The sequence below is a fragment of the Candidatus Vallotiella sp. (ex Adelges kitamiensis) genome (assembly GCF_020342435.1).
GTDB lineage: Bacteria > Pseudomonadota > Gammaproteobacteria > Burkholderiales > Burkholderiaceae > Mycetohabitans.
In genome coordinates this window covers 533,058-548,745 of the sequence record NZ_CP080504.1, presented here as the reverse complement: position 1 = coordinate 548,745, position 15,688 = coordinate 533,058, and the positions used below count along the sequence as shown (strand labels likewise).

Sequence of the window (15,688 nt, the reverse complement as noted above, 5' to 3'; positions counted from 1 at the left end):
TTTTGATATTTACACATCAAGTTTTTTGGGGTATCATGCAACTAGAAACATAGTTTCTAGTTGCATGAAATATATTCAGTCTAAAATTATCTCATTAACCTACTAAAAGCTGGTATCAATATTCTTAGTTAGAAATAGTCAGGCTAGGCAAAAACCTAAGAGAGAAGAATCTGAAATTTCTCATACTACTTCAGTGACGTTTATCGACTCTTTAGAATAGAATCTCTCCTAGAGTAGTCCTCCCGTTTCTTAAAAAGAGAAACTCAGTTAAAAACGGAGTATTGAGCGTTTATTAAAACTAGATATTAATTCTAAAAGTTATTCTACAATGCTTCTTCCTAGATTAGCTTAATCTGGAGAAATTGCTAAGTATTTTTGCTAAGTGCTTGAAATGCTTTCGATTTTAAATTAGGCATTATCTAATTATGCGTAGAAATCTCGCAGAGATGTATGATGTCTCGATTAATGCGTAAGTCTCTAAGTATTCGGAGATCGCGTATAAACAATAGTCAAGCACATGAACATAATTGGTTAACCATCTTTATTCGATAACTAACTATATTAGTGCTATTTCGGGGCGGCCGGGCTAGGCAAGCCACCTCCGCTTATTACAAAGATTGTAATACTAGTTTTATACGCGCTTAGTAATTGTGCGCAGCCAGGACACGCCTGGTCCTACACAAGCACATCTAGTAAATAACCTAGTAGTCTGCCCAGTGGGCGGCGGGGCACACGTACCCATCATCTCCTACCGCACCTAGAAATATTAAAGGTTGATAAGAGTCATTAAGAATGATCCGATATCACGCGATATTTACGTGATACATCCACCAATACTAGCGCAGTTAAATTTCGCGTGCCAGTATTCTGACACTCAGAGGTTGTTTTGAACGAAAAGTACAATCCCGATTCTCCTGAGTCGGCTCTTCAGCATTCATTGCTAGTGCCAATCACGGCGGAAGTTGGAGACGGTGAAGAGCCTCCCCGGCGCGGTTTACGACGGGGGCTACGCAGCCTAATGGCTCGCCGACGGGCGGTGATAAAGTTAAAGAGAACTATTGCTGTTAATACTACTTCCGCAATGAAATCACCTATTAGCGAGGTAGGAGCTCATACACGTATGCCTTCTAAAGATAAAGATCCTATTAATATAGATCAGGGTAAAAGCGCTCAGCGTAGCAGACGCCCGGCACAGTCGGGCAGGGCCCAAAAAAGAGACGGATATACCAACGATGCATTCGCGTACGTTACATCACCAGCATTCGATGCAGATAACACTAGTATAGGCGGCTCTCCTCCTATTAAACGAGCTTTATCAGCGGAGAATGATGCACCAAAGCTACATAAGGTATTAGCCGAGGTCGGCATAGGCTCACGTCGCGAAATGGAGGAATTAATTATTGCTGGTCGCGTATCTGTCAATGGTGAGCCAGCACACATCGGTCAGCGAATCATGTTAACTGATCAAGTTCGTATTAATGGCAGACTAGTTAAGCGAAAGCTGCCGCACAAGCTACCACGCGTTCTAATCTATCATAAGCCAGCAGGCGAGATTGTCAGCTGTGCGGATCCGGAAGGTCGCCCATCTGTATTTGATAAACTACCGCTAATTAAGGGGGCAAAATGGCTAGCTGTCGGTCGACTAGATTTTAATACTGAAGGCTTATTGTTACTAACCACATCTGGTGACATTGCAAATAGATTCATGCATCCGCGTTATCGAGTTAAGCGCGAGTATGCAGTGCGGGTTATAGGCGAAATAACAGAGCGTACGCGGCAAAAGCTATTAAGCGGAGTTGAGCTGGATGATGGTCCAGCAAGCCTCCTCCATATCCAGGATAGAGGAGGAGAAGGTGTTAATCGCTGGTACCATACAGCTCTTTTAGAAGGTCGAAACCGAGAGGTGCATCGTATATTTGAAGCCGTAGGTTTAACTGTTAGTCGGTTGATTCGAACATGCCATGGTCCGATTATTTTACCTCGCAGTCTCAAGCGTGGCCGCTGGGAGGAAATAGAGGATAAACAGGTGCGCTCGTTGATGTTAGCTGTTGGATTAAAAGATCCGGTGGAAGATAGAGTAGGAAAAGAGCGTAACAGGGAGATACCACATCGTCATCCTGATCCGATGCAAACAGCAATCGGCTATATTGGATATGATGCGCCAGGCCCGCAGCGGCGATTAGACTGCCGCATACGCGGTAGTAGAGATTGGAGTTCATCTCCAGTGCGAGCACCAGGATACACCGGCTTTTCTGCCGCCCATAGACATGGTAATATAAAAAATGGAAACACTAGCACTAATAGCTACAATGCTAATCGTAACCGGAAATCTGGAAAAGATGTCCAGAAAGACAATCTACTTGATAAGCGCAGTATAATAGTACCATCCTCACCAGGTAGTCCAGGTCAGAGCAGCTTGCCACGTAGACGCCCGCGAGGTTAATTAAGCGTGCGCTTATTAGAGTTAATCTAACATACGTAGTATAGTATTTCAATGCGATATTTTAGGTCCCCATCGCTTTGTTACTTTTAGTTGCGTTTTACTATGTAAATTGCGGGTCGCCTTGAAAAACACTATACTTGATAAGTAAACAAAACTCTTGTTATTTAACAATGCGGTTTCGAAGCGTTACCACCAGTAAAAAAATGAGGCGTTTTAACGCCCATTTTTTTATCGTTTACTCGGTGCAGCGTTATCGTTCAAAATAGTTATATGTTGATACTTCATTCTACTGCTGATGCGTGCTACTTTCGAGAGCGTACTTGATACAAAAAATAAAAACTGGCGCGTGTGTTGCGCGCGATCCGTGCTGCATGAGGGCAAACAACATGCAATTGTCGAAACTGATTAAAAATAGTGTTACTGGGCTCGGATATGAGCTAGTCAATTTAGAGCATTCCAGACGAGGCATGCTACGCGTGTTTATTGACCAACCAGCGGGTATTGCGCTAGATGATTGCCAAAAAGTGACACGCCAGCTTCAACACGTGCTCACAGTTGAGAATATTAATTATGAACGTCTTGAGGTTTCGTCTCCAGGGCTAGACCGGCCACTGAAAAATCGAGCAGATTTCCAACGTTTCGCCGGAAATAAGGCAATAGTGACCCTTAAACATCCACTGAACCATAGCAAATCGTTTTGCGGCATTTTGCATGCGCCCAATGACGATAAGATAGGTTTAGAGGTAAAAGGGAAGGACGGCTCAATAAGGCTCGACTTTGCGTTTGCTGATTTAGAGCGCGCCTGTCTTGTTCCGCAAGTCGATTTTAGGAGCCGAAAATAATGAGTCGCGAAGTGTTGATGCTAGTAGATGCTTTGGCGCGTGAAAAAAACGTCAACACAGGTGTGGTATTCGCTGCGCTCGAAGCCGCGCTAGCTTCGGCTACGAAGAGACTATTCGATAAGGACGTTGACATACGCGTGTCAATTAACCGCGAGTCTGGCAAGTATGAAACTTTCCGACGCTGGCATATCGTTCCAAACGAGGCAGGCTTACAACAGCCAGATCAAGAAATTTTGCTTTTTGAGGCACGCGAGCAAGATCCAGATGCGCAATTAGACGGTTATATAGAAGAACCTATTCCATCGATCGAATTTGGGCGCATCGGAGCGCAAGCTGCTAAGCAAGTAATTCTACAGAAAGTACGCGATGCTGAGCGGGAGCAAATCTTAAATGATTTCCTAGGGCGAGGTGAGAAGATTATGAGCGGCTTAGTAAAGCGGCTCGAAAAAGGAAACCTAGTTGTTGAATCTGGGCGGGTTGAAGCACTACTACGTCGCGATCAACTGATTCCGAAAGAGAATTTGCGTATAGGTGATCGTGTTCGTGCGTATATAACTAAGGTTGACCGCTCACTACGAGGAGCTCAGATCGAGCTTTCTCGGACCGCTCCAGAATTCTTGATAAAGCTGTTTGAGCTTGAGGTACCAGAGATCGAGCAGGGTCTACTAGAAATTAAAGCGGCGGCGCGCGATCCCGGTGTTCGGGCAAAGATTGCAGTAGTAGCCTATGATAAGCGCATTGATCCAATTGGATCTTGTGTCGGTATTCGTGGTTCTCGCGTGCAAGCAGTGCGCAACGAGCTAGCTGGCGAGAACATTGATATTGTGCTCTGGTCAGCAGATCCCGCACAGTTCGTTATCGGCGCCCTTGCACCAGCTGCTGTTCAATCAATTGTCGTTGATGAGGAAAAGCATGCTATGGATGTTGTCGTCGATGAAAACGAGCTGGCTATCGCGATCGGCCGTAGCGGCCAGAATGTACGGCTCGCTAGCGAGCTAGCTGATTGGCAGATTAATATTATGACACCGGATGAGTCAGCCGAGAAACAGTCTCAAGAGCGCAGCGTTCTGCGCAACCTATTTATGGAGCGCCTAAATATTGATGAAGAAGTTGCTGATATTTTAATTGACGAAAGTTTTACGAGCCTCGAAGAGGTCGCGTATGTTCCTTTTAATGAGATGCTTGAGATTGAGGCGTTTGATGAAGACACAGTACGCGAATTAAGAAATCGTGCGCGTGATACGCTGCTAACGATTGCTATCACAAATGAGAAAAAAGTAGAAAACACATCTCTTGATCTAAAGAGTCTTAATGGGATAGATAGACATCTTCTCGCTAAACTTGCTGAACACCAGATATATACGCGTGAAGATCTGGCTGAGTTAGCTGTCGACGAATTAATCGAGATAACTGGCATCGAGGAGAAGACCGCAAAAGCGCTAATCATGAGGGCGCGTGAACACTGGTTCCAGTGATAGGCGAAACGTAACATTATGATAGCGTATTAAATTAATACGGCTCGGTAAGCCACACTAAGATATCAACTGCAAAGACCCTTGTCTTTGCCCTAAGAGGGATGAATGGCGAGCAACAACGTAGCTCAATTTGCCGCGGAACTGAAGATGTCGATAAGCCTTCTGCTTGAACAGCTTCAAGCTGCGGGTATGCAAAAGGCTAGCGCTGACGATGTATTGTCCGAAGTAGACAAAGCGCGTTTGCTAGATCACTTACGCAAGTCGCGCGGCAGTGCTAACACTGGTAAATGTAAAATCATGCTGACGCGTCGGCAGACATCGGAAATTAAGCAGGCCGACGCGACTGGTAAAGCTCGACTGATCCAAGTCCAGGTTCGAAGGAAACGAGTATTAGTCAAGCGCGATGAGACAAATATCAAAGCGCCAGATAGTAGAAACATAAATAGTGAGGCCACTAATCTTGCTCAGCGTGAGGAGCAAGCTCGCCTTGAAGCCGAGACATTAACTCAGCAGGCATACGAATTACGTGAGCGACAGGAATATCTTAAACGTGCCGAAGCAGCCAAAGCAGCTGAAGCTGTTTCCTGGGCTGCTCAGCAAGTAGCTAATCAGAAGAGAAATTACGATATGCAACAACAGGGGGGTCAGTCCGATAATAATACTGCTCGTCTAGCCGCTGGGCGTGGTGCTGCTGCACAAAAATCGGTAGACAACACCCGAGGCACTGCTGAAAAAGCTCGCCTGCAGCAAGAAGTTATTCGAAAGCGCCGGGAAACAGCGGAAGCGGAAGCACAAGCGATCCGTAAGATGATAGCAACGCCGCGTAAGGTAATGATTATTAAGCCCCCTGAACCACCAAAGCCAATCGAACGAGTTAAGACTGTTGTTGAAGCAAAAAGCACATTGCATAGGCCGACTAAGCCAGCAGTAGGCATGAAGAAATCAGCATCAACAGTCGCCCTATCTAGCGACAAGAAAAAAATTCCGAATAAGGGTAGTTGGCAGGAAGATGCCGCAAAGCGGCGGGGTATAAAAACGCGAGGTGATTCAAGTGGCGGCGTCGACCGTAGCTGGCGAGGCAGTCCACGCGGGCGCGGCAAGCATCAGGATACACGTACGAATTTTCAGGTTCCGACCGAACCGGTTATACGTGAAGTGCATGTGCCCGAGACAATTACTATAGCCGATCTAGCGCATAAGGTAGCCGTTAAAGCTTCTGAAGTCATTAAAATAATGATGAAACTCGGTCAGATGGTAACAATTAATCAAGTGCTAGATCAGGAGACTGCAATGATAGTCATCGAAGAGCTAGGTCATCATGCGGTTGCCGCGAAGTTAGATGATCCGGAAGCACTGCTGATGAAAGGCGAAACAGCTGATGTTGAAGTTCTGCCACGTCCGCCAGTTGTCACCGTTATGGGGCATGTCGACCACGGCAAAACGTCGTTGCTTGACTATATTTGTAACTCAAAGGTTTCTGCGAGCGAAGTAGGTGGCATCACACAGCATATCGGCGCATACCGTGTCAAAACATCACGTGGTGTGATTACGTTTCTCGATACGCCGGGTCATGAGGCATTTACTGCCATGCGTGCGCGAGGCGCAAAGTCAACTGATATTGTGATTCTAGTGGTTGCAGCAGATGATGGTGTTATGCCACAGACAAAAGAGGCAATTTCGCATGCGAAAGCTGGTGGAGTACCGATTATCGTGGCGATTAACAAAATTGATAAACCCAATGCCGATCCTAATCGGGTAAAACAGGAATTGATATCAGAGGGTTTAGTATCGGAGGAGTACGGGGGTGATTCACCATTCCTTGAGGTATCTGCCAAGACTGGAAAAGGTATTGATGACCTGCTTGAGAATGTATTATTACAAGCTGAGATTCTCGAGTTAAGGGCACCTATTGAGGGGCCTGCCAAAGGCATTGTAATTGAGGCAAGGCTAGACAAAGGCAAAGGTCCGGTTACTACAATTTTAGTACAATCCGGGACGCTATTTCGTGGTGACGTTGTTCTATCAGGCTCCGCTTATGGCCGTGTGCGAGCGATGACCAATGAGTTGGGTAAAGCAGTAAAGTTAGCTGAACCAGCAACCCCAATCGAGATCCAAGGGCTCTCGGAGGTACCGTGTGCAGGTGAGTCAGTAATTGTCCTGCCGGATGAACGTAAAGCGCGTGAAATAGCACTATTCAGGCAAGGAAAATTCCGTGACGTAAAGTTTGCGAAGCAGCAAGCTGCAAAGCTTGAGAATATGCTAGAACAGATGGATGTTGGAGAGGTACAAAACTTACCGCTGATCGTGAAAGCTGATGTGCGCGGCTCGCAAGAAGCATTAGTACATGTTCTACAAAAGCTGTCGACTAATGAGATACGCGTACAGATTATACATAGTGCAGTAGGCGGTATTAGTGAAACTGATGTTAATCTGGCAATCGCGTCTAAAGCTGTCATAATCGGCTTTAACACACGTTCAGACGTTCAGGCGCGCAAGCTGGCCGAAACGAACGGTGTTGACCTACGACACTACAGTATCGTATATGATGTTATAGGTGAGATAAAAGCGGCGATGTCCAGCATGCTAACGCCGGAGAAATGCGAGACAGTAATCGGCACAGTTGAGGTACGTCAAGTCTTCAAGGTGCCAAAGATCGGTACAGTCGCAGGATGTATGGTAATAAACGGAGTTATTAGGCGTACTGCATCAGTGCGGATTCTGCGAACTAGCGTAGTGATTTATACTGGCGAGCTTGATTCACTTAAACGCTTTAAAGACGACGTAAAAGAGGTAAAACAAGGTTTCGAATGCGGTTTATCGCTAAAGAACTTTAATGATCTCCAAGAGGGGGATCAATTTGAGGTGTTCGAAGTTACTGAGGTAGCGCGAGCTGTAATCTGATTATCTTCGCTAAAGTAGACTCTCTAAAGTCTAATCCCCTTTAAAGGGAGGTTAATCCATGCTCAAAAAACGCAATAGTAGTAATCGAAATATGCAGATCGCCGACCAGATCAAGCGAGATTTAGCAGAATTGATTACGTATGAACTCAAAGATCCTCGAATTGGTCTAGTGACAATCCAAGCGGTTGAACTGACACTAGATTATTCACATGCAAAAATATTCTTTACAACACTGACCGGAGATCCTAAACAAACAGAAATAGCACTTAATCATGCGGCTGGATACTTACATAATTTACTGTTCAAGCGCCTGCATATTCATACAGTGCCAACCTTGCACTACGTGTTTGATAAGTCAATTGAGAGGGCTGCACAAATATTAAGGTTAATTGAAAAAGCGAACGCAACACGCATTTATTAGAAATAACTTGGGGAGCATATCCTATCGATATAACACAACAACTCGACTCGGCGCTTAAATGCTCTACCTCATGTCCAATCGATGGTGTGTTATTACTAGATAAACCAATAGGACTATCTAGTAATAATGCTCTAATGCAGGCTAAGCGCTTGCTTCACGCAAAAAAAGCCGGGCACGTAGGAACACTAGATCCGCTTGCGTCCGGTTTGTTGCCATTATGTTTTGGCGAAGCGACTAAGTTTTCAAAAGATCTTCTAGATGCAGATAAAGCTTATGATGCGACACTAAAGCTTGGCGTATCGACGACGACTGATGATGCGGAAGGTGAGGTGCTGCAGACGCGGCCTGTTACGTGCGACCGAACTGATGTTAATGCAGCGCTTATGGCATTTCGAGGGCTAATCATGCAGGTTCCGCCAATGTACTCAGCACTTAAGCGCAACGGAAAACCACTTTATGCATATGCGCGTGCAGGCCATACACTCGAACGTGAAGCCCGTGCAGTAACAATATATGCATTAGAATGCGTTACTTGTATTTTAGGCGAGTCAGCGTCTGTAACGATCCGAATCGTATGTAGCAAAGGTACTTATATTCGCGCTCTTGCAAGAGATATTGGAGAGATCCTAGATTGTGGGGCACATTTGGTAATGCTTCGTCGCACTAGTGTCGGGGAATTAACACTAGCTGATGCAGTAACATTAGACAGATTATCTAGTATGGATAAGCTACAACGTTCAGCTTATCTTCAGCCAATTGATACCTTGTTGTTAAAATTTGTGTTGGTCGATTTAGATACCGAAATGGCCCAACGATTTATGAATGGTCAGCAATTACGGTTAGCAAATAAACTAGGAGTTAGCGAAAATAGTAGAGTGAGAGTATATGACGCTAATAAGAGTCAATTAATTGGAATTGGCCGGTGGCGGTGTGGAGTACTATTACCAGAACGGCTTATCTCGTATCCCCGCTAATCTCACTGTTCTCTTACTATTGAGCATGTAGTATTCTTAGCGTTTAATATCTATCTTCTATAATAAAAACAGTAGGAATAAGAGCAGTTATAGTTAGCGTATTATTCTAGTGTAGATCAATATATTAAAACTAACTGTACGACACTTATTATGTAAACGACTCAATAGAGACGAACATAATATATGTAATTGCTTACTGCGACATTTTTGATTTATAACTAAATTATAAAATAATATATCCAAATTTTGGAAATTAATTAATGCGTAATATTAAAAAGCTCTTGTCATCTATAAATAGTCGGCTTCAAAAATTTATTTGAACTTTTTAGTAAAATCTTACTTAGACAAAAACATAGTATAAATCTATTAGATAGGCGGTTATTATTTGAGATTTTTTTCGTTAGCGAGTTAATATGATAAGAAATAATATTAAGCTCTACTCGCTCTATTCGTTTGCTCGATTTCGTTAATCTAAATCGCTAAGCTTAGAAGCTATAATGGTGAATGCTTCTGTCGTGATATAGCGTAAATTAATCTTTAAGATATATTTTCCATATATTTTAGACAATAGAATTATTAGAATACTAGCTAATATGCTTGACAGGCATACGAATATATATCTAAGGGCAAGATTACCAACAGTAAATCAATGTAGCATAAATTGTTGGTTAGTGCGTGTCTTGCTCAAAAGATTACTTTTTCAATTAAGATTTGCACAACAGTACTAGTTAAATATTTGTATGGCAGATCTATAGCTACGATAGTTACAAAAGATCTATTTATCTAGGTATTAGCTTAGCTTGGGCGTAATGAAAAGGTTCATTTCTAATAATATTAGGCAAGACTGCCTAGCAGTGGTTATTGGGGTTGATTGGTATCACTTAGTTCCGTCGGATGTTACTACTCATAGTAGGTCCTAATGTTGGTATAGCTTTAGTAAACATATAGATCAGGCTAGCAGTAGATTGCATTGACGTATTATCGATTTATTAAAGGATTCTAATAAGTTAAATCATAGTTAGAAGCTTTCTGTGTAGACTAAAAATAAGATACTTCCTATTGAAAATAGGAAGTTAAAGTGCAGATCTGCTTTCAAACTTGACTTCATCTAAATGTTAAAAGCGTATCTAATGTCCCTAGACTAATCTCTTATACACTCTGTGTGTTGACTGAACGTTGAGTACTTTAGTTAGTTTTCTAAAATTACTGATACTCTAATAAATCAACTAAAAGCTTTACCTCCATCACTGATTAGCTCTGCTAACTTTGCTTGAAAGATCGCATAGCATTTGGAGAGTCTTTCGTTGCAGTTAACAAACTTGTGAGGATAAAATAATTTTATCTGAGATCAAAAGGTTAACAACTCATCTAGTATTCGATGGTACATTATCAGCATTCGAGAATGCTGATACGATCTTTTCTCCATAAGTTTAACGCTCGATATGCCTACTGTTGCTTATATTGCTAGTTACCATGAAATAGTAAAGTGAGGGGGCTGCTAAGTTATCTGTTCTTACTACCTCTAACGCTATAGAGTAACCCCTCGGCTGCGTACAGCTCATTTTGTATTGCGTCAGCGAACTCTCATAACACCCCGCGTTCGAAAAATACCTTTATGACACGTCCGATCCGTAATATCGCCATCATCGCACACGTTGACCATGGTAAGACTACACTTGTCGATCAACTACTCCGGCAGTCTGGCACATTCCGTGAAAACCAACAAGTTGCTGAGCGAGTAATGGACTCGAACGATCTTGAGAAGGAGCGCGGTATTACGATTCTCGCAAAGCACTGCTCTGTCGAATACAAAGATACACATATCAATATTGTTGATACACCCGGGCATGCTGATTTTGGTGGTGAAGTTGAGCGGGTGTTATCAATGGTTGATTCAGTGCTTCTGCTGGTTGACGCAGTTGAAGGGCCGATGCCACAGACACGCTTTGTGACGAAAAAGGCCTTGGTTCTCGGGCTTAAGCCAATTGTAGTAGTCAACAAGATTGATCGTCTAGGCGCACGCGCAGATTGGGTCATTAACCAGACATTTGATCTATTTGATAAGTTAGGTGCAAATAACGAGCAGCTCGATTTTCAGGTAGTCTATGCATCCGCACTAAATGGCTACTCTAGCCTGGATGTATGGGTGCAGAATGGCGACATGCGTCCCTTATTTGACGTGATACTACAATATGTCCCAGTCCAAAAAGTGGATGCATCCGCGCCACTACAGTTGCAAATTACATCATTAGATTATTCGAGTTATATAGGTCGAATTGGTGTAGGCCGAATTACACGCGGGCATATTAAAGCTGGCCAGTCCGTCGTAATGCGTTTCGGACCGAAGGGTGAACTACTGAACCGCAAGATTAATCAGATTCGCGTCTTCAGGGGGCTAGAGCACGTACAGGTAGACAGTGCGGAAGCTGGCGATATTGTATTAATTAACGGTATTGACGATATCGGCATTAGCGCAACAATTTGCTCGTTAGACGCGCCAGACGCATTACCAATGATTATTGTCGATGAGCCAACATTGAAAATGAATTTCTGCGTAAATACGTCGCCGTTAGCAGGCAAAGAAGGAAAGTTCATCACCAGCCGCCAGCTCCGTGAGCGACTAAATCGGGAACTAACTCTTAATGTTGCATTGAGAGTTAGGGATACTGCTGACGAGACAGTATTTGAGGTATGCGGCCGTGGTGAACTTCATTTAACTATCTTGATTGAGAATATGCGTCGTGAGGGCTATGAACTCGTAGTATCACGTCCAAGTGTAGTAATTCGAGATATTAATGGCATCAAACATGAACCATATGAGTTGTTGGCAGTAGATCTAGAGGAGGCGCATCAGGGTGCGGTAATGGAGGAGCTTGGTCGTCGTAAAGGTGAGCTAACTGACATGTCGCCTGACGAACGTGGTCGTATACGACTAGAATACCGTATACCTGCGCGCGGACTCATTGGCTTCCAGGGAGCATTTCTTACGTTGACACACGGCGCTGGCTTAATGAGCCATATCTTCGATACATATGAACCCATGCGAGGAGGCGTGATTGGCGAGCGGCGCAATGGGGTACTAATTTCTCAGGATAATGGAAATGCAGTCGCATACGCATTGTGGAAGCTGCAAGATCGTGGTCGCATGTTCGTATCACCGGGCGATGCGCTTTACGAAGGGATGATTATCGGCATTCACAGCCGTGAGAATGATTTAGTAGTCAATCCAATTCGTGGAAAGCAACTGACTAATGTACGCGCATCGGGAACCGACGAGGCGGTACGTCTTATTCCACCAATCCAATTAACGCTTGAATATGCAGTCGAGTTTATTGACGAAGATGAAGTTGTTGAAGTCACACCACAGTCGATCCGACTACGGAAACGGCACTTAAAAGAACATGAGCGCCGTCGTGCAAGTCGCGAGGCTACAGCCAATTGAAGTACGGGGCAGTAGCCTTACTTCTAGCTAGAAAATTATATATGCTATTGATGCAGTACTTTTAGAGGAGGTGTATGCATATAGCCCGTTTCTGGTCCGATCGATTAAGCTCGGGCGTTAACGAGCTTTCGGATAAGGTAAATGGGTTTAATATAATAAACATGATAAGCTTCTTCTATAAATGTTTCGGGTCCTTCCAAGCTAACTTGATTGCGCAATCCGCTACACGTTCGGCCCGTCGCGCGGAGGGTTTTTTAACCCGCTATTTCTCGAGAAACTCGAAGAAAAGTGAGCTCTAAAATGAAGAGGCAATTCCAGCTGAACTCGCATTTGTTCGGCGGCAATGCTCTATATGTAGAAGAATTGTACGAAGCGTATCTTAATAACCCATCAGCTGTTCACGAAAATTGGCGCAGTTACTTCGATAAGTTACAAAAAGTACCATCCTCAGATGGCCATCATGCAAATGATATTGCACATACTCCAATCGTCAGATCTTTCGCGCAACAGGCTAAAAAAAACGCATTTATTCTACGTAACGGCAGTAGTGACCTATCTTCTACACGAAAGCAAATCTACCTTCAATCACTAATCGGCGCTTATCGCTTCCTCGGCTCGCAATGGGCTAACCTGGATCCTCTAAAGCGCCGAGAACCTCCTCATATTCCCGAACTAGAACCTGTATTCTATAGTTTTACTGAGGCCGACATGGACACAATGTTCCATGTGACCAACCTGTACTTTGGCTTTCAGCAAGCATCGTTACGTCATATTGTGAGGGCACTACATGATACGTATTGCGGCACGATTGGTGCAGAATTTATGTATATTAGTGACCCCGAACAGAAGCGTTGGTGGAAAGAGCGATTAGAGTCTACATATTCAACACCAGATTTCTCTGCTGACAAAAAAAAGCATATTCTTAAGTGCTTAACCGCAGCTGAAGGTCTAGAACGCTACTTACATACAAAGTACGTCGGCCAAAAGCGCTTCTCTCTTGAAGGCGGCGAGAGCTTTATTGCGGCGATGGATGAAGTCGTGCACCACACGGGCAGAAAAGGTGTGCAGGAGATCGTGATCGGCATGGCCCACCGTGGTCGACTGAATGTGCTTGTCAACACTCTCGGTAAGATGCCTGCGGACCTATTTGCTGAATTTGAGGGTAAGCACGTCGATAGCTTACCTGCTGGAGATGTAAAGTATCACAAAGGATTTTCGTCCGATGTTTCAACAGCTGGTGGTCCTGTACATCTATCTCTGGCATTTAATCCATCTCATCTTGAAATAGTTAATCCAGTAGTTGAGGGCTCAGCGAAAGCACGCATGGATCGCCGTGAAGACCTAGATGGTCTTCAGGTCTTACCGGTGCAGGTTCACGGTGATGCTGCTTTTTCTGGTCAAGGTGTCGTGATGGAGACACTAAATCTAGCTCAAACGCGTGGTTACGGTACTTGTGGAACACTACATATTGTCATCAATAATCAGATTGGGTTTACTACGTCCGATCCACGTGATACACGTTCGACGTTATATTGTACCGACGTCGTGAAGATGATTGAGGCGCCAGTATTGCATGTGAATGGCGATGATCCAGAGGCTGTTGTGTTTGCTACACAACTTGCAATCGATTTTCGAATGAAGTTCCATAAAGATATCGTGATTGATATCGTCTGTTTCCGTAAACTTGGCCACAATGAACAGGATACGCCGGCGGTTACACAGCCATTAATGTATAAAAAAATTGCGCAACATCCTGGTGTGCGTTCGCTATATGCTGCAAAGCTTGTAACACAGGGTGTGATCTCTTCCGATGAAGCTAATCAATATATGAAGATGTATCGTAAGGCGATGGATGAGGGACAACACACGATCAACCAAGTGCTGCCGAACTATAGAAGCAAATATGCAGTTGACTGGCTTCCTTTCCTAAACCGAAAATGGACTGATACAGCGGATACTGCCATGCCACCGGCTGAACTAAAACGCCTAGCTGAACGGATCGTGACGATCCCGAAGAACTTTAAGCTCCACCCGCTGGTAGAGCGTGTGATTAACGATCGTCGTAAGATGGGGTCTGGTAAGCAGCTGCTTGACTGGGGCATGGGTGAACATCTTGCGTTTGCATCACTAGTCGCCTCTGGCTATGCAGTTCGTTTGACTGGACAGGACTCTGGCCGGGGTACGTTTACGCACCGCCACTCGGTTCTGCATGATCAAAATCGCGAACGCTGGAACGATGGCACGTATATTCCGCTGCAAAATATTATGGATGGACAGGCAAGCTTCACTGTTATTGATTCCGTATTATCCGAAGAAGCAGTGCTTGGCTTTGAGTATGGATATTCGACGGCCGAACCGAATACGTTAGTGGTGTGGGAAGCTCAATTTGGTGACTTTGCCAATGGAGCACAAGTTGTCGTTGATCAGTTTATCTCGTCTGGTGAGGTTAAATGGGGCCGCGTCTCGGGGCTGACAATGCTATTGCCACATGGTTACGAAGGGCAGGGGCCTGAACACTCTTCAGCACGTATTGAGCGATACCTACAGTTGTGTGCAGAATATAATATGCAGGTTGTACAGCCGACAACGCCGGCACAAATGTTCCATTTACTACGACGTCAGATGATCCGGCTGTTCCGAAAACCGCTATTTATATTGACACCAAAATCATTATTGCGCCACAAAGAAGCACTATCAAATCTGTCCGAATTAGCGAATGGTAGCTTCTATCCGATACTTAGCGAGACTGATTCATCGATTGACCCCCAAAAAGTTAAGCGGGTACTGATTTGCTCGGGCCGTGTCTACTATGATCTAACTGCCTATCGACGTGAGGCAAGAAGGGCTGACATAGCGATCTTGCGTATTGAGCAACTTTATCCATTCGCACACAAAAAATTAGAAGCCGAGCTGAAGAGGTACTATAACGCAACTGAGGTTGTCTGGGTGCAGGATGAGCCGCAGAATCAAGGGCCTTGGTTCTATATTAAGCATCATCTCTCCGAAGTGATACAAGACAGTATGAAACTAGCGTACAGCGGGCGGCCCGCGTCTGCGTCACCAGCAGTCGGTTATTACACGCAGCACTACGAGCAACAGAGAGCGCTGGTTAAAAATGCATTTAGCCAGCTTAAATGCGCGACGCTCATTAAGTAACTACCACACAAACATAAGGATGCAGCCACGAGGG

At 44.4% G+C, this 15,688-nt stretch carries 8 protein-coding genes; all 8 read left to right on the top strand.

Annotated elements, in window-relative coordinates:
* The first annotated feature begins 886 nt into the window (after positions 1 to 886).
* The 8 genes from K0T93_RS02115 (at position 887) to K0T93_RS02080 (ending at position 15,654) form a co-directional block, all read left to right on the top strand.
* Positions 887 to 2,443 carry a pseudouridine synthase gene (locus K0T93_RS02115; RefSeq protein WP_225721737.1) on the top strand — a complete coding sequence of 519 codons (1,557 nt, stop codon included), beginning with the start codon at positions 887 to 889 and terminating at the stop codon, positions 2,441 to 2,443.
* Between the two features lie 386 nt (positions 2,444 to 2,829).
* Positions 2,830 to 3,285 carry a ribosome maturation factor RimP gene (gene rimP / locus K0T93_RS02110; protein WP_225721765.1) on the top strand — a complete coding sequence of 152 codons (456 nt, stop codon included), beginning with the start codon at positions 2,830 to 2,832 and terminating at the stop codon, positions 3,283 to 3,285.
* Complete coding sequence (gene nusA, locus K0T93_RS02105; protein WP_225721736.1) at positions 3,285 to 4,760, top strand: transcription termination factor NusA; 1,476 nt, start codon at positions 3,285 to 3,287, stop codon at positions 4,758 to 4,760. Before rimP ends, nusA begins: the two co-directional genes overlap by 1 nt.
* A gap of 105 nt (positions 4,761 to 4,865) precedes the next feature.
* Complete coding sequence (gene infB / locus K0T93_RS02100) at positions 4,866 to 7,661, top strand: translation initiation factor IF-2 (protein WP_225721735.1); 2,796 nt, start codon at positions 4,866 to 4,868, stop codon at positions 7,659 to 7,661.
* A gap of 58 nt (positions 7,662 to 7,719) precedes the next feature.
* Complete coding sequence (rbfA, locus tag K0T93_RS02095; RefSeq protein ID WP_225721734.1) at positions 7,720 to 8,082, top strand: 30S ribosome-binding factor RbfA; 363 nt, start codon at positions 7,720 to 7,722, stop codon at positions 8,080 to 8,082.
* 77 nt (positions 8,083 to 8,159) lie between these two features.
* Positions 8,160 to 9,056: a tRNA pseudouridine(55) synthase TruB gene (gene truB, locus K0T93_RS02090; protein WP_225721764.1), complete on the top strand. Its 897-nt coding sequence runs from the start codon at positions 8,160 to 8,162 to the stop codon at positions 9,054 to 9,056.
* A 1,615-nt stretch (positions 9,057 to 10,671) separates the two neighbouring features.
* A complete protein-coding gene (gene typA, locus K0T93_RS02085; RefSeq protein WP_225721733.1) occupies positions 10,672 to 12,498 on the top strand; it encodes a translational GTPase TypA in 1,827 nt (608 codons plus the stop codon).
* A 300-nt stretch (positions 12,499 to 12,798) separates the two neighbouring features.
* Positions 12,799 to 15,654 (top strand): 2-oxoglutarate dehydrogenase E1 component, encoded by a 2,856-nt coding sequence (locus K0T93_RS02080; protein ID WP_225721732.1) that lies wholly within the window; start codon positions 12,799 to 12,801, stop codon positions 15,652 to 15,654.
* Positions 15,655 to 15,688: the final 34 nt, after the last annotated feature.

What these genes read in the sequence shown, in the direction of transcription:
- typA (WP_225721733.1), top strand. Translation starts at nt 10,672, where the DNA reads ATGACACGTCCGATCCGTAATATCGCCATCATCGCACACGTTGACCAT.
- infB (WP_225721735.1), top strand. Translation starts at nt 4,866, where the DNA reads ATGGCGAGCAACAACGTAGCTCAATTTGCCGCGGAACTGAAGATGTCG.
- rbfA (WP_225721734.1), top strand. Translation starts at nt 7,720, where the DNA reads ATGCTCAAAAAACGCAATAGTAGTAATCGAAATATGCAGATCGCCGAC.
- nusA (WP_225721736.1), top strand. Translation starts at nt 3,285, where the DNA reads ATGAGTCGCGAAGTGTTGATGCTAGTAGATGCTTTGGCGCGTGAAAAA.
- K0T93_RS02080 (WP_225721732.1), top strand. Translation starts at nt 12,799, where the DNA reads ATGAAGAGGCAATTCCAGCTGAACTCGCATTTGTTCGGCGGCAATGCT.
- rimP (WP_225721765.1), top strand. Translation starts at nt 2,830, where the DNA reads ATGCAATTGTCGAAACTGATTAAAAATAGTGTTACTGGGCTCGGATAT.